Annotated in this window: 18 protein-coding genes and 1 tRNA gene; 2 read left to right on the top strand and 17 right to left on the bottom strand. The window is 64.2% G+C overall.

Annotated elements, in window-relative coordinates; all coding sequences use genetic code 11:
* Nucleotides 1-8: 8 nt before the first annotated feature.
* The 16 genes from nuoH to GOQ09_RS17975 all read right to left on the bottom strand — a co-directional run bounded on the left by nuoH (nucleotide 9) and on the right by GOQ09_RS17975 (nucleotide 15,945).
* On the bottom strand, nucleotides 9-1,085 hold the full coding sequence (gene nuoH, locus GOQ09_RS17900) for an NADH-quinone oxidoreductase subunit NuoH (RefSeq protein WP_126749727.1): 1,077 nt from the start codon (nucleotides 1,083-1,085) through the stop codon (nucleotides 9-11).
* Nucleotides 1,082-3,247 carry an NADH-quinone oxidoreductase subunit NuoG gene (nuoG, locus tag GOQ09_RS17905; protein WP_157614742.1) on the bottom strand — a complete coding sequence of 722 codons (2,166 nt, stop codon included), beginning with the start codon at nucleotides 3,245-3,247 and terminating at the stop codon, nucleotides 1,082-1,084. Before nuoG ends, nuoH begins: the two co-directional genes overlap by 4 nt.
* Before the next feature lie 17 nt (nucleotides 3,248-3,264).
* Nucleotides 3,265-4,605 carry an NADH-quinone oxidoreductase subunit NuoF gene (gene nuoF / locus GOQ09_RS17910; RefSeq protein ID WP_157616755.1) on the bottom strand — a complete coding sequence of 447 codons (1,341 nt, stop codon included), beginning with the start codon at nucleotides 4,603-4,605 and terminating at the stop codon, nucleotides 3,265-3,267.
* A complete protein-coding gene (nuoE, locus tag GOQ09_RS17915; protein WP_242630875.1) occupies nucleotides 4,605-5,162 on the bottom strand; it encodes an NADH-quinone oxidoreductase subunit NuoE in 558 nt (185 codons plus the stop codon). Before nuoE ends, nuoF begins: the two co-directional genes overlap by 1 nt.
* A 10-nt stretch (nucleotides 5,163-5,172) precedes the next feature.
* Nucleotides 5,173-6,426 carry an NADH-quinone oxidoreductase subunit D gene (locus tag GOQ09_RS17920; protein ID WP_157614743.1) on the bottom strand — a complete coding sequence of 418 codons (1,254 nt, stop codon included), beginning with the start codon at nucleotides 6,424-6,426 and terminating at the stop codon, nucleotides 5,173-5,175.
* A gap of 1 nt (nucleotide 6,427) precedes the next feature.
* On the bottom strand, nucleotides 6,428-7,039 hold the full coding sequence (locus tag GOQ09_RS17925; RefSeq protein WP_157614744.1) for an NADH-quinone oxidoreductase subunit C: 612 nt from the start codon (nucleotides 7,037-7,039) through the stop codon (nucleotides 6,428-6,430).
* A gap of 13 nt (nucleotides 7,040-7,052) precedes the next feature.
* Nucleotides 7,053-7,532: a NuoB/complex I 20 kDa subunit family protein gene (locus tag GOQ09_RS17930; protein ID WP_012748606.1), complete on the bottom strand. Its 480-nt coding sequence runs from the start codon at nucleotides 7,530-7,532 to the stop codon at nucleotides 7,053-7,055.
* A 15-nt stretch (nucleotides 7,533-7,547) separates the two neighbouring features.
* A complete protein-coding gene (locus GOQ09_RS17935; RefSeq protein ID WP_012748607.1) occupies nucleotides 7,548-7,907 on the bottom strand; it encodes an NADH-quinone oxidoreductase subunit A in 360 nt (119 codons plus the stop codon).
* Nucleotides 7,908-7,972: 65 nt separating this feature from the next.
* Nucleotides 7,973-8,057: transfer RNA gene (locus GOQ09_RS17940), tRNA-Leu, on the bottom strand.
* A 117-nt stretch (nucleotides 8,058-8,174) separates the two neighbouring features.
* On the bottom strand, nucleotides 8,175-8,600 hold the full coding sequence (secG, locus tag GOQ09_RS17945) for a preprotein translocase subunit SecG (RefSeq protein WP_157614745.1): 426 nt from the start codon (nucleotides 8,598-8,600) through the stop codon (nucleotides 8,175-8,177).
* Between the two features lie 39 nt (nucleotides 8,601-8,639).
* Entirely contained in the window at nucleotides 8,640-9,425 is a 786-nt protein-coding gene (gene tpiA / locus GOQ09_RS17950; protein WP_157614746.1) for a triose-phosphate isomerase, read from the bottom strand.
* Nucleotides 9,419-10,417, bottom strand: coding sequence for an NAD(P)H-quinone oxidoreductase (locus GOQ09_RS17955; protein WP_157614747.1), 999 nt, complete (start codon nucleotides 10,415-10,417; stop codon nucleotides 9,419-9,421). The genes tpiA and GOQ09_RS17955 overlap by 7 nt, the downstream gene beginning before the upstream one ends.
* Before the next feature lie 84 nt (nucleotides 10,418-10,501).
* Nucleotides 10,502-12,817 (bottom strand): polyribonucleotide nucleotidyltransferase, encoded by a 2,316-nt coding sequence (gene pnp, locus GOQ09_RS17960; protein ID WP_157614748.1) that lies wholly within the window; start codon nucleotides 12,815-12,817, stop codon nucleotides 10,502-10,504.
* Nucleotides 12,818-13,032: 215 nt separating this feature from the next.
* On the bottom strand, nucleotides 13,033-13,299 hold the full coding sequence (gene rpsO / locus GOQ09_RS17965; RefSeq protein ID WP_007837783.1) for a 30S ribosomal protein S15: 267 nt from the start codon (nucleotides 13,297-13,299) through the stop codon (nucleotides 13,033-13,035).
* A 115-nt stretch (nucleotides 13,300-13,414) separates the two neighbouring features.
* Nucleotides 13,415-14,644 (bottom strand): pyridoxal phosphate-dependent aminotransferase, encoded by a 1,230-nt coding sequence (locus GOQ09_RS17970; protein ID WP_157614749.1) that lies wholly within the window; start codon nucleotides 14,642-14,644, stop codon nucleotides 13,415-13,417.
* Nucleotides 14,645-14,655: 11 nt separating this feature from the next.
* Entirely contained in the window at nucleotides 14,656-15,945 is a 1,290-nt protein-coding gene (locus GOQ09_RS17975) for a branched-chain amino acid ABC transporter substrate-binding protein (protein WP_157614750.1), read from the bottom strand.
* 121 nt (nucleotides 15,946-16,066) lie between these two features.
* On the opposite strand from GOQ09_RS17975, the gene GOQ09_RS17980 reads away from it, so the two are divergent.
* Both GOQ09_RS17980 and GOQ09_RS17985 read left to right on the top strand, forming a co-directional pair.
* On the top strand, nucleotides 16,067-16,438 hold the full coding sequence (locus GOQ09_RS17980) for an Hsp20/alpha crystallin family protein (RefSeq protein WP_157614751.1): 372 nt from the start codon (nucleotides 16,067-16,069) through the stop codon (nucleotides 16,436-16,438).
* A gap of 196 nt (nucleotides 16,439-16,634) precedes the next feature.
* Nucleotides 16,635-17,393, top strand: coding sequence for an alpha/beta hydrolase-fold protein (locus GOQ09_RS17985; RefSeq protein WP_157614752.1), 759 nt, complete (start codon nucleotides 16,635-16,637; stop codon nucleotides 17,391-17,393).
* Here the strand turns inward: GOQ09_RS17985 and tsaD are convergent.
* Nucleotides 17,329-18,390 (bottom strand): tRNA (adenosine(37)-N6)-threonylcarbamoyltransferase complex transferase subunit TsaD, encoded by a 1,062-nt coding sequence (gene tsaD, locus GOQ09_RS17990; RefSeq protein ID WP_157614753.1) that lies wholly within the window; start codon nucleotides 18,388-18,390, stop codon nucleotides 17,329-17,331. The genes GOQ09_RS17985 and tsaD overlap by 65 nt on opposite strands.
* Nucleotides 18,391-18,394 lie beyond the last annotated feature (4 nt).

Raw genomic sequence — 18,394 nt, forward strand, 5'->3', positions numbered from 1 at the left:
GCTTCCAGTTATTTCCAGATATTGAACGGGGTCTGCATCCAGGCGCCGACCACGACCAGCCACACGAGCGTGACCGGGATGAAGATCTTCCAGCCCAGACGCATGATCTGGTCATAGCGGAAGCGCGGGAACGTCGAGCGAACCCACAGGAACATGGTGACCACGCAGAAGGTCTTGGCGCCGAGCCAGATCCAGCCGGGAATGAAGCTCAGGAACTCGAACGGCGGCAGCCATCCACCGAGGAACAGCACCACGCACAGGATCGAGACCAGCCACATGTTGGCGTACTCGGCCAGGAAGAACATGGCAAAGCTCATGCCCGAGTACTCGATCATGTGGCCCGCGACGATTTCGGACTCGCCTTCGACCACGTCGAAGGGGTGGCGGTTGGTTTCAGCCAGGCCCGAGATGAAGTAGACGACGAAGATCGGCAGCAGCGGCAGCCAGTTCCACGACAGGAAGCCAAGGCCCATTTCGGCAAAGGTACCCTTGCCCTGCACATTCACGATCTCGCTCATGTTCAGGCTGCCCGAGACCATCAGCACCACGACGAAGCAGAAGCCCATCGCGATTTCGTAGCTCACCATCTGTGCCGAGGCGCGCAGCGCGCCCAGGAAGGCGTACTTCGAGTTGGAAGCCCAGCCCGCGATGATCACGCCGTATACCTCGAGCGAGGTGATGGCCATGACGAACAGCAGGCCGGCATTGATGTTGGCCAGCGCCATTTCAGGGCCGAACGGAATCACGGCCCATGCGACGAGCGCCGGCATGATGGTCATGATCGGGCCGAGCAGGAACAGGCCCTTGTTGGCGACCGTCGGAAGAATGATCTCCTTGGTCATCAGCTTGAGCGCGTCGGCAATGGGCTGCAGCAGGCCCAGGGGCCCGATGCGGTTCGGGCCCACGCGGATCTGCGTGAAGCCGATGGCCTTGCGCTCCCACAGCGTGAGGTAGGCGACGGCGCCCATCAGCGGAAGCACGACCACGATGATCTTGATCAGCGTCCAGATCACGGGCCAGCCCGCGGACGTCCACCAGCCGGCGTTGATCAGCCCCTGGCCGAAAGCATGCACTGCGTCGATCATGCCAATGCCTCCTCGGCGCGGGCCGGTGCTGCCGTCATTGCGTTGCGCGCGTCGGCGGTGAGTTGCAGCGACGGTGCGCGGCGCACGATGGAGTCGAGCTGATAGATGCTCGCCACCACGGGTGCGGAAACCGCACCATTCGAGGCCACGGCCTTCGCGGCGGTTGCGTTGCGAAGCGCATCTGCCGGCACGGCGCCGTTGTCGCCGATGGTGCGGAGCACTTCAGCGGTCGATTCGAAAGCAAAGCCGGGCAGCCCGAGCAGGTTGGCCAGCACGCGCAGCACCTTCCAGGCCGGGCGCGTCTCGCCTTGCGGCTTGACGACGGCATGGAAACTTTGCACGCGGCCTTCGGCATTGACGAAGGTACCGGGCGTTTCGGTGAACGGCGCAATGGGTAGCAGCACGTCGCTGAACTCGAGGTTGGCCTTGAAGGGACTCAAGGTGACGACCATTTGCGCATTGCCGATGACATCGGCGGCTGCGGCACCCGCAGCCGAGTCGAACACCGGTTCGGTGTTGAGCAGCATCACCGCCTTGAGACCGGAACCGGCTGCCAGCATGCGGCCGGCATCGAGGCCGCCGTTCTTGGGGAATGCGCCGACGAGCTGCGCACCCACGGTGTTGGCGGCTTCGGTCAGGTAGCCGACGGTGGCGCCGGTCTGCGTGCCGATCCAGTTTGCAAGGGCCAGCAGGCTGCTGGCTTGCGCGTGGTGGGCGGCGGCATTGCCGAGCAGGATGGCCTTGCGCTCACCGCTCAGCAGCGACGCCGCAATGGCTTGTGCCGCGGCATCGGGTGCGTTTGCCGGTGCGAGCGGCGCGGCCTGGCCGGTGGTCTGGCCCACGGCGGCGGCAATGCCGGCGAGCACTTCGACCCACTGGCCGGCGTCGACGATCGATGCCTGCGCCACGCTCATGGCCCACGCTTCGCGGTCCGCCATCAGGTTGGACGAGGTCAGCACCGACAACGCGGCGCCCTTGCGCACGGCCTGGCGGATGCGCTGCGCGAACAGCGGATGGTCCTTGCGCAGGTTCGAGCCGATCACGAATGCGCGCTGCAGCTGCGTGAGCGATGCGATCGAGGTGCCGAGCCAGCGCACACCTTCGAACGCCGTGAATTCGGCATTGCGCAGGCGGTAGTCGATGTTGTCGCTACCGAGCTCACGCGTGAGCATGGCGGCAAGCTGCAGCTCTTCGAGCGTGCTGTGCGGGCTGACCAGTGTGCCGATGCTCTGCGCGCCGTGGTCGGCCTTGATCTGCTTGAGGCCGTTGGCCACGTATTCGAGCGCGGTCTGCCAGTCGACTTGCTGCCATTGGCCGCCCTGCTTGAGCATGGGTTGCGTGAGGCGCTCGGGGCCGTTGAGCCCTTCGTACGAAAAGCGGTCGCGGTCGGCAATCCAGCATTCGTTGACGTCTTCGTTCTCGAGCGGCACCACGCGCATGACGCGGTTGTTCTTGACCTGAACGATCAGGTTGGCGCCGGTGGAATCGTGCGGGCTCACCGATTTGCGGCGCGACAGCTCCCAGGTGCGGGCGCTGTAGCGGAACGGCTTGCTCGTGAGCGCGCCGACCGGGCAGATGTCGATCATGTTGCCCGACAGCTCGGAGTCGACCGAGTCGCCGAGGAAGGTTTCGATTTCGGAGTGCTCGCCGCGCTGGGTCATGCCGAGCTCCATCACGCCGGCCACTTCCTGGCCGAAGCGGACGCAGCGCGTGCAATGGATGCAGCGGCTCATCTCTTCCATGCTGATCAGCGGGCCGACGTCCTTGTGGAAGACGACGCGCTTTTCTTCTTCGTAGCGCGAAGAAGAACCGCCGTAGCCCACGGCCAGGTCTTGCAGCTGGCACTCGCCGCCCTGGTCGCAAATGGGGCAATCCAACGGGTGGTTGATCAGGAGGAACTCCATGACCGACTGTTGTGCCTTGATGGCCTTCTCGCTCTTGGTGCGGACGATCATGCCCTGCGTGACGGGCGTGGCGCAGGCCGGCATCGGCTTGGGTGCCTTTTCCACGTCGACCAGGCACATGCGGCAGTTGGCCGCAATGCTGAGCTTCTTGTGATAGCAGAAGTGCGGGATGTACGTGCCCGCCTTGTCGGCCGCATGCATCACCATGCTGCCTTCGGTCACTTCGACCTTCTTGCCGTCGAGTTCGATTTCAACCATATATATGTTTCTCGCGCTCAGGCCTTGACGGGCGCTTTCGGGACGTAGCCCGGAATCAGGGCCTCGAACTCGTGGCGGTAGTGCTTGATCATGGCGCGCACCGGCATGGCCGCCGCGTCGCCGAGCGCGCAGATGGTGCGGCCCTGGATGTTGTCAGCCACGGAGTTGAGCAGGTCCATGTCGGACGCCCTGCCCTGCCCGTTGTGGATGCGGTCCACCACGCGGTGCAGCCAGCCCGTGCCTTCGCGGCAAGGCGTGCACTGGCCGCAGGATTCGTGCATGTAGAAATACGAGAGGCGCCGCAGCGACTCGACCATCGAGCGGCTGTCGTCCATGACGATGACCGCGCCCGAACCCAGCATGGAGCCCGCCTTGGCGATGGAGTCGTAGTCCATCGTGCATTCCATCATGATCGACGCCGGCAGCACCGGTGACGACGATCCGCCGGGAATCACGGCCTTGAGCGTGCGGCCCTTGCGAACGCCGCCTGCCAACTCAAGCAGCTTGGAGAACGGCGTGCCCATGGGCACTTCGTAGTTGCCGGGCAGCTCGACGTCGCCGCTCACCGAATAGATCTTGGTGCCGCCGTTGTTCGGCTTGCCGCATTCGAGGTAAGCCTGGCCGCCGTTGCGGATGATCCAGGGCACCGCCGCGAAGGTCTCGGTGTTGTTGATGGTGGTCGGCTTGCCGTACAGGCCAAAGCTGGCCGGGAACGGCGGCTTGAAGCGCGGCTGGCCCTTCTTGCCTTCAAGCGATTCGAGCAGCGCGGTTTCTTCGCCGCAGATGTAGGCGCCGAAACCGTGGGCGGCGTGCAACTGGAAGTTGTACGTGCTGCCCATGATGCCGTCGCCAAGGTAGCCGGCAGCGCGCGCTTCTTCGAGGGCTTCCTCGAAGCGGTCGTAGCTCTGGAAGATCTCGCCGTGGATGTAGTTGTAGCCCACGCTGATGCCCATTGCATACGCGGCAATGGCCATGCCTTCGATCACGATGTGCGGGTTGAACTGCAGGATGTCGCGGTCCTTGCACGTACCCGGCTCGCCTTCGTCCGAGTTGCAGACAAGGTACTTCTGGCCCGGGAACTGGCGGGGCATGAAGCTCCACTTGAGGCCGGTAGGAAAGCCCGCGCCGCCGCGGCCGCGCAGGCCTGAGGCCTTGACTTCGGCAATCACCTGGTCGGGCGTGAGGCCCTCGGTGAGGATCTTGCGCAGCGCCTGATAGCCGCCGCGCGCTTCGTAGTCGGCCAGGCGCCAGTTGGTGCCATCGAGGCCGGCATAGATCTGCGGCTCGATGTGGCGGTCATGGAAGCAGGTCTGGACGCCCGTGGCCTGGAACTGCTGGAGCACTTGTTCGGGCGACATCATGCGGCCTCCCCTTTGGTGGTTCCAGTGGACGAGCGCAGCCCGTCGATGAGCTGGTCGAGCTTCTCGTTGCTCATGAAGCTGCACATGGTTCGGTCGTTGACCAGCATCACGGGCGAATCGGCGCAGGCGCCCAGGCATTCGCTCTGCTGCAGCGTGAACAGGCCGTCGGCCGTGGTCTCGCCCATCTTGATGCCGAGCTTCTTCTCGAGGTGAACGAGCGCCGTGACGCCGTCACGCAGCTGGCAAGGCAGGTTGGTGCACACGTTGAGCTTGAACTTGCCCACCGGATGCTGGTTGTACATGTTGTAGAAGGTCGTGACCTCGTGCACGGCGATGGGCGCCATGCCGAGGTATTCGGCGATCTCGCGCTCGCGCTGCATGCTCACGTAGCCTTCGTCCTGCTGCACGATGGCCAGGCAGGCCATCACGGCCGATTGCTTGCCTGCTTCAGGGTACTTGGCGACCTCGCGCGCAAAGCGCTCGAGAATCGCGGGCTTCAGAGGAGCAGAAGGCGCCGTAGGCGCCGTGTCATGGTGGGTCGAGGAAGTCGTCATTCGCTCTTTCTCACCTGTCGATTTCGCCGAACACGATGTCCATCGTGCCGATCACCGCGACAGCGTCGGCGATCATGTGGCCGCGCGACATTTCGTCGAGGGCGGCGAGGTGCGGGAAACCGGGCGCGCGGATCTTCAGGCGGTACGGCTTGTTGGCGCCGTCGCTCACCAGGTAGATGCCGAATTCGCCCTTCGGGTGCTCGACGGCGGCATAGGCCTCGCCTTCGGGCACATGGAAGCCTTCGGTGAAGAGCTTGAAATGGTGGATCAGTTCCTCCATGTTCGCCTTCATCGATTCGCGCGCGGGCGCGGCAACCTTGTGGTTGTCGGTGATGACCGGGCCGGGGTTGGCACGCAGCCATGCCGAGCACTGCTGGATGATCCGGTTGGCCTGGCGCATTTCTTCCACGCGCACCAAGTAGCGGTCGTAGCAGTCGCCCGTCTTGCCGACCGGCACGTCGAACTGCATCTGGTCGTAGACGTCGTAGGGCTGCTTCTTGCGCAGGTCCCATTCGACGCCCGAGCCACGCAGCATGGGGCCGGTGAAGCCGAGGTTCAGCGCGCGCTCCGGCGTGACCACGCCGATGCCCACGGTGCGTTGCTTCCAGATGCGGTTGTCGGTGAGCAGCGTTTCGTACTCGTCGACCATCTTCGGGAAGCGCTTGCAGAAGTCGTCGATGAAGTCGAGCAGCGAGCCCTGGCGGTTCTCGTTGAGCTTCTCGATGGCCTTCGCATTCTTGATCTTGCTGACCTTGTACTGCGGCATGGCATCCGGCAGGTCGCGATACACGCCGCCCGGACGGAAGTACGCCGCATGCATGCGCGCGCCGGAAACGGCTTCGTACATGTCGAACAGGTCTTCACGCTCGCGGAAGCAATAGATGAGCATGTTCATCGCGCCGCAGTCGAGACCGTGCGCACCGAGCCATAGGAGGTGGTTCAGCAGGCGGGTGATCTCGGCGAACATCACGCGGATGTACTGCGCGCGGATCGGCACTTCGAGGCCCATCATCCGCTCGATGGCCAGGCAGTAGGCGTGCTCGTTGGACATCATCGACACGTAGTCGAGGCGATCCATGTACGGCAGCGACTGGATGAAGGTGCGCGATTCAGCGAGCTTTTCGGTTGCGCGGTGCAACAGGCCGATGTGCGGATCGGCACGCTGGATCACTTCGCCGTCGAGCTCGAGCACCAGGCGCAGCACGCCGTGCGCTGCAGGATGCTGGGGACCGAAGTTGAGTGTGTAGTTCTTGATTTCGGCCATATCAGTGCAAACCGCTGCCGTAGTTGTCTTCGCGAATCACGCGCGGCGTGATTTCCCGCGGCTCGATGGAGACCGGCTGGTAGATGACGCGCTTCTGCTCTTCGTCGTAACGCATTTCGACGTGCCCCGACACCGGGAAGTCCTTCCGGAACGGATGGCCGATGAAACCGTAGTCGGTAAGGATGCGCCGCAGGTCGTCATGCCCCTCGAACACGATGCCGTAGAGGTCGAAGGCCTCGCGCTCGAACCACGTGGCGGCATTCCAGACGGGCTGAAGCGAATCGACTACGGGCAGGTCTTCGTTCGGTGCAAACACCTTGAGGCGCACGCGCTGGTTGAGGCTCACCGAAAGCAGGTGCGTGACGACGCAATAGCGCTCGCCCTGCCACTCGCCTTCGCGGTAGTCTGAATAGTCCATGCCGCAGAGGTCGATCAGCTGCTCGAAGCGGCAGCCGGGCGCATCGCGCAGCAGCGTGGCGGCTTCGATGTAGTCGGCAGCGCCGACGACCACGGTCACCTCGCCCAGCGCGATCGTCACGCTCCTGGCCTTGGCGCCGAGGGTCTCGGCGATGGTGGCGCGCAGCACCTCCGGCGATATTGCAAAGTCGGTCATCGTCGGCAGTCTCTCAGGCGCGGGCAATGGTGTTGGTGCGGCGAATCTTCTGCTGCAGCTGGATCACGCCGTAGAGCAAGGCCTCGGCGGTGGGCGGGCAACCCGGCACATAGACGTCCACCGGCACGATACGGTCGCAGCCGCGCACCACCGAATAGCTGTAGTGGTAGTAGCCGCCGCCGTTGGCACAGGAGCCCATGGAAAGAACCCAGCGCGGCTCGGGCATCTGGTCGTAGACCTTGCGCAGAGCGGGCGCCATCTTGTTGCACAGCGTGCCGGCCACGATCATCAGATCGGACTGGCGGGGGCTGGGCCGAAACAGCATGCCGAAACGGTCGATGTCGTAGCGGGCCGCGCCCGCGTGCATCATTTCGACGGCACAGCAAGCCAGACCGAAAGTCATCGGCCAGAGTGATCCGGTCTTCGCCCAGTTCACCACCGAGTCGTAGGTGGTGGTGACGAAGCCTTCCTTCATTACGCCTTCAATGGCCATTTTGATGATTCCTTGTCATTCCCAGTCGAGCGCGCCTTTTTTCCACTCGTAGGCAAAGCCCACGACGAGGATGGCGAGAAAGATCATCATGGCCCAGAAGCCGACGGCGCCGATTTCCTTGAGCGCAATGGCCCACGGAAAGAGAAAGGCAATCTCGAGATCGAACAGGATGAAGAGAATGGCGACGAGGTAATAGCGCACGTCGAATTTCATGCGCGCATCCTCGAAGGCCTCGAAGCCACACTCGTAGGGAGCGTTCTTCGCTGCGTCGGGCCGATTGGGACCCAGGATGTAGCCGATGACTTGCGGTGCGACACCTACACCGACACCGACCAAAATAAACAAAAGGACGGGGAGATAGGAATCGAGGTTCATCGGGAGATTTTCACCGCTTGCCACCGGCAGAAACGCTCTGGATGAGGTTTTCTGCCGGTGAGATTTGGTGCGGTCGGCGAGACTCGAACTCGCACAGCTTTCGCCACTACCCCCTCAAGATAGCGTGTCTACCAATTTCACCACGACCGCGGTTTTTTGTTCGGATGGCATGAGGTACCTGTGAAGGTGTTTGGCTTTCCGAACAGCTTTAGAGTTTACCCTGAAATGGAGCAGTTTCTCACTGGCGACTCCATGAAAACAACTTGATTATTTGTTCGGGATCTGGCCCGGGCCCGAAACAGGCGCGGCGGGAGCCGAGGCAGGCGCGTTGGCCGGCGCAGCGCCCGAGGTACCCGAGGGAATCTGACCGGGAATTTGCCCTGCGGGAGCGGAAGCAGGCGTGGCGGGCGCACCAACGGCTGCGCGCTCCAGCAGGCTGCCACCGCCCACGGGCCGTGCGTGGCTGAAGTAGGCCAGCAGCAGCGTGCATGCAAAGAATACCGCTGCAAGAACAGCCGTGGTGCGCGAGAGGAAATTCGCGCTGCCGCTCGCGCCGAACAGGCTGCCGGCGCTGCCGCTGCCGAAGGCCGCGCCCATGTCGGCGCCCTTGCCGTGCTGGATCAGGATCAGCCCGATCATTGCAAGGGCCGACAGCATCTGCACGCCGACCAAGAGATTGAGGACCACATTCATTCGTTCTTACTCCTAATTGATGTCAGCCGCCCCTCGCGTTCAGCGAGCGGCAGCGGAAATGATCTGCAAAAAGTCGGCAGCCTTGAGCGAAGCGCCGCCGATCAGGCCGCCGTCGATGTCGGGCTGCGCCAGCAGCTGGGCGGCGTTGCCCGCGTTCATGCTGCCGCCGTAAAGGATGCAGATACCGGCCGCGTGTTCGCTGGCGGCATGGTGCAGTTGCGCACGCAGCACGGCGTGCACCGCCTGCGCCTGCTCGGGCGTGGCCGTCTTGCCGGTGCCGATGGCCCAGACGGGCTCATAGGCCACGACGATTTCGCTGATGCAGTGGCCATTGACATGGATCACCGCGGCCAACTGGCGCTTGACCACTTCTTCGGTATGCCCGGCTTCGCGCTCGGCCAGCGTTTCGCCCACGCAGACGATCGGCGTGATGCCGTTCGCGAGCGCAGCCGCCGTCTTGGCTGCCACCGCTTCGTCGGTTTCGCCGTGGTACTGGCGACGCTCCGAATGACCGACGATGGCATAACGCACGCCGAATTCCTTCAGCATGGCCGCCGACTGCTCGCCGGTGAACGCACCTTGCGGGTGCGCCGAGATGTCCTGCGCGCCAAGTGCAATGGCCTTCGAACCCGCAAGCAGCGATTGCAGCTGGGCGAAATACGGAGCCGGTGCGCAAAGCGCGACATCGCAACTGGCCGGCGCAGCGGCCAGGCCCTGCAGCAGGGCCTTCACCAGCGCCTCGTTGGCAGCCAGGCTGCCGTTCATCTTCCAGTTGCCGGCGATCAGCTTCTTCTTGGTGGTCATCGTGTTGTTGCCCGTCACCATGTCAGCACGATCTTGCCGATGTGCTGGTTGGATTCCATCAGCGCATGCGCCTGCGCCGCACCGCTGGGTTCGCCGCCCGCGGCAAAGGTGCTGTGGATCACCGGCTTGATCGCGCCGCTTTCGAGCAGCGGCCAGACCTTCTCGCGCAGCGCCTTGGCAATGGCGCCCTTGAACGCCACGGGCCGCGGACGCAGCGTCGAGCCGGTGATCACCAGCCGCTTGCGCAGCACCAGGCCCGCATTGAAGTCGCTCTTGACCCCGCCCTGCACTGCGATGATCACCAGCCGGCCGTCTTCGGCCATGCATTCGATCTCGCGCGCCACGTAGTCGCCCGCAACCATGTCGAGGATCACGTCCACGCCTTTGCCGCCGGTGAGCTTTTTCGCCTCTTCGGCGAAATCGCTCGTGCGGTAGTTGATGGCGTGGTCCGCGCCCAGCTTCTTGCAGGCTTCGCACTTGTCGTCGCTGCCGGCCGTGACGATCACCGTCGCACCGAGCGCCTTGGCAATCTGGATTGCCGTCACGCCGATGCCGCTCGAGCCGCCCTGGATCAAAAGGGTTTCGCCCTTTTGCAGGCCGCCCCGTTCGAACACGTTGCTCCACACGGTGAAGAACGTCTCGGGCAGCGAAGCCGCTTCGGTGTCGCTCCAGCCCTTGGGCACCGGAAGGCATTGCGCCACAGGCGCCACGCACAGCTCGGCATAGCCGCCGCCGGCAATCAGCGCACAGACGCGGTCGCCGATCTTGAAGCCCGCCTCGGCCAGGGCCGCGGCATCGCCCGACACGATCTCGCCGGCCACTTCGAGGCCCGGCAGGTCGGAAGCGCCCGGCGGCACCGGGTAGTGGCCCTTGCGCTGCAAAACGTCCGGACGGTTCACGCCGCTCGCTGCAACGCGGATCAGCAATTCGCCCACGCCGGCCACCGGATCGGGACGCTCCACGGCGCGCAGCACCTCAGGGGCGCCGTACGAAGTGATTTCAATGGCTTTCATCGTCTTTTGGCCTGCAACGCCCGTGTCCGGGCGTGGTTAGCAATTAAAAAGTCGGCAACGGCAAAGCTTGCCGCTGCGCCCTTCTTACTCTTGCGATTCGCGCGGTGCGTACGGCTGCTCGCCGGCCGGTGCCTGCGGCTGCTCGTTGCGCGGCTGCTGCTGCTCGTTGTTGAAACGAGGAGCGCGATCGCCGCCGCGGTCACCACCACGGTCGCCACGGTCCGAACGCTCGCGGCGTTCGCCGCCGCGATCACCGCGGTCGCCACGATCTTCACGCGGTGCACGTTCCTGGAATTCCATGCCGGCCGGACGCTCGGTCAGGGCCTTCATGGACAGCTTGACGCGGCCCTTTTCGTCCGTCTCGAGAACCTTGACCTTCACGATCTGGCCTTCGCTCAGATAGTCGGTCACCTTCTCGACGCGCTCATGCGCGATCTGGCTGATGTGCAGCAGGCCGTCCTTGCCGGGCAACAGATTGATGAGCGCGCCGAAGTCCAGGATCTTGGTGACCGGGCCTTCGTAGACCTTGCCGATTTCGACTTCGGCGGTGATCTGCTCGATGCGCTTCTTGGCCAGCTCGGCCTTTTCCGGGTCGGTCGAGGCGATGGTGATGGTGCCGTCTTCGTCGATGTTGATCGTCGTGCCGGTTTCTTCCTGCAGGCCGCGAATGACCGCGCCGCCCTTGCCGATCACGTCGCGGATCTTCTCGGGGTTGATCTTCAGCGTGGTCAGGCGCGGTGCGAACTGCGACACCTCGGTCTTGGCTTCGCCCATCGCTTCCTGCATCTTGCCCAGGATGTGCATGCGTGCTTCCTTGGCCTGTGCCAGTGCGACCTGCATGATTTCCTTGGTGATGCCCTGGATCTTGATGTCCATCTGCAGCGCGGTGATGCCGTTGGTCGTGCCGGCCACCTTGAAGTCCATGTCGCCCAGGTGATCTTCGTCGCCCAGGATGTCGGTCAGCACCGCAAAGCGGTTGTCTTCCTTGATCAGGCCCATGGCGATGCCGGCCACGTGCGCCTTCATCGGCACACCGGCGTCCATCATCGAGAGGCAGCCGCCGCAGACCGAAGCCATCGACGAGGAGCCGTTCGACTCGGTGATTTCCGACACCACGCGAATGGTGTACGGGAACTCTTCCTTGGTCGGCAGCACGGCGACGAGCGCGCGCTTGGCCAGGCGGCCGTGGCCGATTTCGCGGCGCTTGGTCGAGCCCATGCGGCCCACTTCACCGGTGGCAAAGGGAGGCATGTTGTAGTGGAACAGGAAGCGGTCTTCGTACTCGCCGGCCAGCGCGTCGATGCGCTGTGCGTCGCGTTCGGTGCCGAGCGTGGTCACGACCAAGCCCTGCGTCTCACCGCGCGTGAACAGCGCCGAGCCGTGGGTGCGCGGCAGCACGGAGTTGCGGATTTCGATGGGACGCACGGTGCGTGTGTCGCGCCCGTCGATGCGGGGTTCGCCCGACAGAATCTGGCTGCGGACGATCTTCGATTCAATCGAGAACAGCAGGTCGTTGACCTTGCCGGCGTCGAAGGGTTCGCCGCTTTCCTTCAGCGTGTTCATCACGCTGGCATTGGCTTCGCGCAGGGCTTGCGTGCGGGCTTGCTTGCTGCGGATCTGATAGACGGCGCGCAGCTTTTCTTCGGCCAGGCTCTTGACCTTGGCAACGAAGGCTTCGTCTTCGGCCGGCGGCTGCCAGTCCCACACCGGCTTGCCGGCGTCGCGCACGAGCTCATGAATCGCGTTGATCGCGATGTTGGCTTGTTCGTGGCCGAACACCACGCCGCCCAGCATGATTTCTTCGCTGAGTTGCTGTGCTTCGGATTCGACCATCAGCACGGCGGCTTCGGTACCGGCCACGACGAGGTCCATCTGCGAATCCTTGCGGGCGGTCTGGCCCGGATTCAGCACGTACTGGCCGTTGATGTAGCCCACGCGCGCAGCGCCGATCGGGCCGCTGAACGGAATGCCGGAAATCGACAGCGCGGCGCTCACGCCGATCATGGCGGCGATGTCGGCGTCAACTTCAGGGTTGAGCGACAGCGTGTGGATGACCACGTGCACTTCGTTCAGGAAGCCTTCGGGGAACAGCGGGCGGATCGGACGGTCGATCAGGCGGCTGGTCAGGGTTTCGTGTTCGCTCGGCTTGGCTTCGCGCTTGAAGAAGCTGCCGGGGATCTTGCCCGCGGCGTAGGTCTTCTCGATGTAGTCGACGGTCAGCGGGAAGAAATCCTGGCCGGGCTTGGCCGACTTGGAGGCCACCACGGTCGCCAGGACCACGGTTCCGTCGATGTCGACCACCACGGCGCCGCTGGCCTGGCGGGCGATTTCGCCCGTTTCCATGACGACAGTCTTGTCGCCCCATTGGAAGGACTTGGTGACTTTGTTGAAGAGGCTCATGTTTGCTCCTGTTTTGATAGCGATTGACCTGTATTCATCACAGGTTTCGCAGGGACGGAGGCTTCTCAGAACACGATGCCATTCCAGCGAAGCTCGGCGGGAACTTCATTGGAATGACACAGCTTCGCTCTGTTTTGGCACTCCGAAAGTGGATCGCGAAGTAAAAAACGCCTGAGCTAGCGGACTAACCCAGGCGTTTTTTCATGCGATTCGGTTTACTTGCGCAGACCCAGCTTGGCGATCAGCGCGGTGTAACGATCGGCGTCCTTGGACTTGAGGTAGTCCAGGAGCTTGCGGCGGCGGCTCACCATGCGCAGCAGGCCGCGACGGCCATGGTGGTCCTTGGCGTGCGTCTTGAAGTGGGGGGTGAGCTCGTTGATACGGGCGGTCAGCAGTGCGACTTGCACTTCGGGGCTACCGGTATCGTTGGCGGCGCGGGCGTTGTCTTTGACGACTTCGGCCTTGATGGAGGCTGCGATCATGTTGAATTTCCTTGTTCCGGGATGTTTGACTTGCGGTAGGCGCTGGAACTGCCCCTACCGTGCGCCTTGCGGCATGCAAAGCCTCGGGATTATAGCTCGCCCCGGGCTTGCGCGTTTACTGTCTGGATAGCCAGGTTTTCAGGCGCTCCACGCCCTGCACAAGGCGCTGGGGGTCCTTGGAAGCGAAGCACCAGCGCAGCCACCCCTGGGCTTCCGGGGCAAAGGCGTTGCCGGGGGCCAGGCCCAGGCCGGCTTCGACGACCAGGCGCTTGGCAAGTTCGAGCGAGTCGCCGAAGCCGTCGAGCCGGAAAAAGGCGTACATGCCGCCCTTGGCCGGGGCCACCTGCACACCGGGCAAGGCTTCCAGCAGCGGCACCAGGGTGTCCCGGCACTGTTTCAGGTGGGCGACCACGCGAGGAGTGATCTCGGCGGTGTGTTCGATGGCGACGACGGCGGCGCGCTGGGTGAAGACGCTGGCGCACGAGGTGTTGAACTCGATCAGCTTGCCGATGCCCTCGACCAGCGCGGGTGGCAGCACCAGCCAGCCAAGGCGCCAACCGGTCATGAGAAAGCTCTTCGAGAAGCTGTGCGTCACCACCAGCCGGTCGTCAGGCCTCGAAATGTCCAGGAAGCTCGGCGCGCAGCCGTTGGGATCAAGTTCCCCCCGATGGGCTTCGCCCTGCCCCCCGGGGGGCGAGTCCGCCTCGAGGCGGCTCGGCGCCGGACTCGGCTCGAAGTACAGCCGCTCGTACACCTCGTCGGCCAGGATCCAGGTGCCGGTTTCGCGGCAGTGGTCGAGCACGGCCTGCTGCTCTTCGCGCGTCATGGTCCAGCCGGTCGGATTGTTGGGCGCGTTGACGATCAAGAGCTTGGTCTTCGGCGTGACCGCCTTGCACAACGCTGCAAGGTCGAGCGTCCATTGGCCGTCGGCAGGCACCAGCGACACGGTGCGCACCACGGCGCCAAGAATCGCCGGCTGCGCCGTGAGGTTGGGCCACACCGGCGTGACCGCGACCACTTCATCACCCGCATCGACCAGCGCCTGCACCGCGAGCATCAGCGCGCTCACGCCGCCGGAGGTCACGGCAAGGCGCGAAGCATCCACCTTGGGATGCAGCTTGCTGGTGTAGCCGGCAATTGCCTCGCGCAGCTCGGGCAGGCCGAGGTTGTGCGCATAGAAGGTTTCGCCGCGCTGCAGCGAATCGATGGCCGCCTGGCGGATCACCTCGGGCGTGACCTCGTCGCTTTCGCCAAACCAGAAGGCGAGCACGTCGTCGCGGCCCAGACCGGCGTTGGCAACCTCGCGGATCTTGGAGGCTTCGAGGTTGTGGATGGCTTCACGCATGTATTTGTTTCCTAGCTTCTCTTCATCTTGCAGGTGGTCGGCAGTTCGGCGCGTTCGGGTGCGATGGTCTTGATCACGCGAAAGCCGTAGCCGGAGCCTTCGACATCGAACTGCACGCCCGGCCTGCCCTGCCTGTCCATCACGCCCACCACGAGCTGCTGCTGGAACTGATGGTCCGCCGCGCGCATACGCCCGCGCTGTCCGTAAAGGCTCACGTCGGCCTGTTCGAGCGCACGCGCCACGGCCGCCGCATCGACGCTGCCCGCGCGCTCGATGGCCTGCGCCAGCGACTCCACGAGCAGTTGCATGCGCATGTGCACGTAGTCGTCGGCAGGCTTGGGAAAGCGCGCGCGGAATGCGCGATAGAACGCCTCCGACTGCGCGGTCTGCACGTTGGGCAGCCAGTCGGCCACCGCTATCACGCGGCCGATGCCCGCATCGCCGATGGCGGCGGGCGCGCCGAGCGCGTTGCCGTAGAAGGTATAGAAAGTGCCGTTGAAGCCGCCCTCGCGCGCCGCCTTCACGAGCAGCGTGAGGTCGTTGCCCCAGTTGCCGGTGAACACCGCCTGCGCGCCGCTTGCAATGATCTTGCTGGCGTAAGGCGCGAAGTCCTTCACCCTGCCCATTGGGTGCAGCTCGTCCCCGACGATTTCCACATCGGGCCGCTGCACGCCCAGCTGGCGTTTCGATTCGCGCAGCACCGCCTGGCCGAAGCTGTAGTCCTGGCCGATGAGGTACGCGCGCCTGAGCGTTGCGTCGTCCTTCACAACGTCCATCAGCGCGGCCACGCGCATGTCGGCGTGGGCATCGAAGCGAAAGTGCCAGAAGCTGCAGCGCTCGTTGGTGAGCACCGGATCGACCGCCGCGTAGTTGAGAAAGATCACGCGCCGCGAGGGATCGCGCTCGTTGTTCTTTTCGATGGCATCGACCAGCGCCGCGGCGGTGGCCGACGAGTTGCCTTGCAGCACGATGCGCGCACCGTCGTCCATGGCCGCGCGCAGCGCCGACAGCGCTTCTTCGTTCTGCCCCTTGCTGTCGTAGCGATCGAGCTGCAGCGGCCGTGCACCGCCGGGCACACCCGGCAGCTTGACGCCGCCGCGCGCATTCACGCGCTCCACCGCCCACAGCAGATTGCGGAACACCGCTTCGCCCGTGTTGGCGAAGGGGCCGCTCATGCTCTCGATCAGCGCAAGGCGGATGGGCGCCGGCGGCGTTTGCGCCGCTGCGGCAAAGGGGGCCGCGCATAGCGCCAGCGCCGCAAATTTCAAGGCCTTGCGACGCCAAATAAAGGGGGGATTCATTGTCTTGAAACGGTTGCGGCCGCGCCTAGATGTGGTGGCAAGCGGCACTCAGCATTGAATGGCCGCGCAGTGTAAGGGACACACATTCTTGTCCCCATTGTGTTCATTCAGGAGTTCTTTCATGTTTTTCGCACCCGCCCTTCATACCGCCCGCTTCGCTCCGCGTTCGTACGACCGCGCCTTCGAGCGTTTCGTCAACGAAGCCTTTGCCAGCGCACGCAAGTCGCCGCTCGTCGAACAGGACGACAAGAGCTGGACGCTCTCCATCGATGTCCCCGGACTTTCGCGCGAGGACCTCTCCATCGGCATCGAAGGCACCGTGGTCCGCATCGAGAGCAAGGCCGAAGCCAAGCGCCAGTTCAAGGCCGCCTACGAGTTGCCGCAAGACATCGATGTGAGCGCTAGCGAGGCCAAGCTCGAGAACGGCGTGCTCACGCTCAAGCTGGGCAAGCAAGTGCCGGTGAGCCGCGTTTCGGAGCTGCCGATCAGCTGATCGAGCAAAGCCCACGAGAGGAAAGTGTCGTTAACTATTGTTTTTGACTTTGAAGACGCTCCCTAATCACAATAGGACAGTGAATAACATCACATCATGTGACGTATTCACATTTTTCTTCTTTCTTCTTCGTGGGCGTCTCGCAGACGCACCGAATCGCTGACGGTGCGGATTCGGGTGCCCCTTAAGGCACGCCATGATCACGCACCTCAAGTCAGCCAACGACAATGAACGGTCCGATACGCTCCTGGTTTTCCTGCCAGGCGCCTACCTGAAACCCGACGAATTCGAACGCGAAGGCTTCATCAGCGCCGTGCGAGAGCGCCATCTGGCCGCCGACTCGCTGCTGGTGGACGCGGACGTTTCCTACTACTACGACCAGACGCTCAGCGAGCGCCTGCATGCGGACGTCATCGAACCGCAGCGGGCCAAGGGCTACAAGTCGATCTGGCTCGTGGGCATTTCGATCGGCGGCTTCGGTGCGCTGGTCCACGAGTTGTCCAGGCCGGGCTCAGTCGACGGCATCGTCGCGCTGGCACCCTACCTGGGGCGCCGCGTTCTGGGCGCCGAAATCCACAAGGCCGGCGGCCTGCGCGCCTGGCAGGCTCCGACCGGGCCCCAGCCCGACGAGGAAGTCGACCGCAAGCTGTGGCCCTGGTTCCAGCAATACCTGGAACCCCAACAGTCCAAGAACCTGCCGCAGCTCTACCTCGGGTTCGGCCTGAGCGACCGCTTTGCTAGCAACCACAAGCTGCTGGCGGATGCGCTGCCCGAAGGCCGGGTGTTCACCACCGAAGGTGGCCACGACTGGCCGCAATGGCGTCAGCTGTGGCGCAACATGCTCGACGTGCTGCCGGTGCCCTCGCTCGGCCGCGCGCAACGCCCTGCTGCTACGCGGGCACCTGCCCCTGCGTCTCGGATGCCATCAGCGAAGCCATGGGCCATCGCGGCTTGACATCGAAGGCATAGCGCTCGCTGGCCTGCGCCAAGCCCGACTGCAGCCGCATGGCGGCCGCCATCGCGATCATTGCCCCGTTGTCGGTGCACAGGTGCAGCTCGGGGTAGTGCACGCGCACGCCCCGCTTGGCACATGCAGCGTTGAGCTGCTCCCGCAGGCTTCGATTGGCGCCCACTCCGCCCGCGACCACCAGCCGCTTCAGGCCGGTCTGCCCGAGCGCGGCCAGCGACTTCTTCAGCAGCACCTCGACGATGGCTGCTTGCGTGGACGCGGCCAGGTCGGCCTTGCTCGCCTCCAGCCCGGCGCCTAGCTTCTTGGCCTGGGTCAGCACCGCTGTCTTCAGCCCTGCGAATGAAAAGTCCAGATCGCCGCTGTGCAGGAGCGGCCGTGGCAGCTTGAATGCCTCGGCATTGCCCTCTTCCGCCAGCTTGGCCAGCCACGGACCACCCGGATACGGCAGGCCCATGAGCTTGGCGCTCTTGTCGAAAGCCTCGCCCGCCGCATCGTCGATGGTTTCGCCGAGCAATTCGTAGCGCCCCACACCGTCGACCCGCATCAGCTGCGTATGGCCGCCCGAAACGAGCAGCGCCACGAACGGAAACTCCGGCGGATCCACGCTCAGGAAGGGCGACAGCAGGTGCCCCTCGAGGTGATGCACCCCGAGCACCGGCTTGCCGAGCGCCGCCCCCAGCGCGCACGCCACGCCCGCGCCCACCAGCAAGGCCCCGGCAAGGCCCGGGCCGCGCGTATAGGCGACCACGTCGATATCAGCCAGCGAGCGCCCGGCTTCCGCCATGACGGCTTCGGTCAGCGGCAGCACGCGGCGAATGTGGTCGCGGCTGGCGAGTTCGGGCACCACGCCGCCGTAGGCCTGGTGCATGGCGATCTGGCTGTGCAGCGCGTGCGAACGCAACAGCGGCAGCGCGTCGCCGTGCGATTCAACCAGTGCCACGCCGGTTTCGTCGCAGGAGGATTCGATTCCCAGAAGAAGCATCCAG

This window comes from Variovorax paradoxus (assembly GCF_009755665.1).
GTDB classification, from domain to species: Bacteria; Pseudomonadota; Gammaproteobacteria; order Burkholderiales; family Burkholderiaceae_C; genus Variovorax; species Variovorax paradoxus_G.

What these genes read in the sequence shown, in the direction of transcription:
- GOQ09_RS17980 (WP_157614751.1), top strand. Translation starts at nt 16,067, where the DNA reads ATGTTTTTCGCACCCGCCCTTCATACCGCCCGCTTCGCTCCGCGTTCG.
- tsaD (WP_157614753.1), bottom strand. Translation starts at nt 18,390, where the DNA reads ATGCTTCTTCTGGGAATCGAATCCTCCTGCGACGAAACCGGCGTGGCA.
- GOQ09_RS17930 (WP_012748606.1), bottom strand. Translation starts at nt 7,532, where the DNA reads ATGGCCATTGAAGGCGTAATGAAGGAAGGCTTCGTCACCACCACCTAC.
- tpiA (WP_157614746.1), bottom strand. Translation starts at nt 9,425, where the DNA reads ATGGTGACGGGCAACAACACGATGACCACCAAGAAGAAGCTGATCGCC.
- secG (WP_157614745.1), bottom strand. Translation starts at nt 8,600, where the DNA reads ATGAATGTGGTCCTCAATCTCTTGGTCGGCGTGCAGATGCTGTCGGCC.
- pnp (WP_157614748.1), bottom strand. Translation starts at nt 12,817, where the DNA reads ATGAGCCTCTTCAACAAAGTCACCAAGTCCTTCCAATGGGGCGACAAG.
- nuoE (WP_242630875.1), bottom strand. Translation starts at nt 5,162, where the DNA reads ATGACGACTTCCTCGACCCACCATGACACGGCGCCTACGGCGCCTTCT.
- GOQ09_RS17920 (WP_157614743.1), bottom strand. Translation starts at nt 6,426, where the DNA reads ATGGCCGAAATCAAGAACTACACACTCAACTTCGGTCCCCAGCATCCT.
- GOQ09_RS17935 (WP_012748607.1), bottom strand. Translation starts at nt 7,907, where the DNA reads ATGAACCTCGATTCCTATCTCCCCGTCCTTTTGTTTATTTTGGTCGGT.
- GOQ09_RS17925 (WP_157614744.1), bottom strand. Translation starts at nt 7,039, where the DNA reads ATGACCGACTTTGCAATATCGCCGGAGGTGCTGCGCGCCACCATCGCC.
- GOQ09_RS17955 (WP_157614747.1), bottom strand. Translation starts at nt 10,417, where the DNA reads ATGAAAGCCATTGAAATCACTTCGTACGGCGCCCCTGAGGTGCTGCGC.
- rpsO (WP_007837783.1), bottom strand. Translation starts at nt 13,299, where the DNA reads ATGATCGCAGCCTCCATCAAGGCCGAAGTCGTCAAAGACAACGCCCGC.
- nuoH (WP_126749727.1), bottom strand. Translation starts at nt 1,085, where the DNA reads ATGATCGACGCAGTGCATGCTTTCGGCCAGGGGCTGATCAACGCCGGC.
- GOQ09_RS17985 (WP_157614752.1), top strand. Translation starts at nt 16,635, where the DNA reads ATGATCACGCACCTCAAGTCAGCCAACGACAATGAACGGTCCGATACG.
- GOQ09_RS17970 (WP_157614749.1), bottom strand. Translation starts at nt 14,644, where the DNA reads ATGCGTGAAGCCATCCACAACCTCGAAGCCTCCAAGATCCGCGAGGTT.
- GOQ09_RS17975 (WP_157614750.1), bottom strand. Translation starts at nt 15,945, where the DNA reads ATGAATCCCCCCTTTATTTGGCGTCGCAAGGCCTTGAAATTTGCGGCG.
- nuoG (WP_157614742.1), bottom strand. Translation starts at nt 3,247, where the DNA reads ATGGTTGAAATCGAACTCGACGGCAAGAAGGTCGAAGTGACCGAAGGC.
- nuoF (WP_157616755.1), bottom strand. Translation starts at nt 4,605, where the DNA reads ATGTCGCCCGAACAAGTGCTCCAGCAGTTCCAGGCCACGGGCGTCCAG.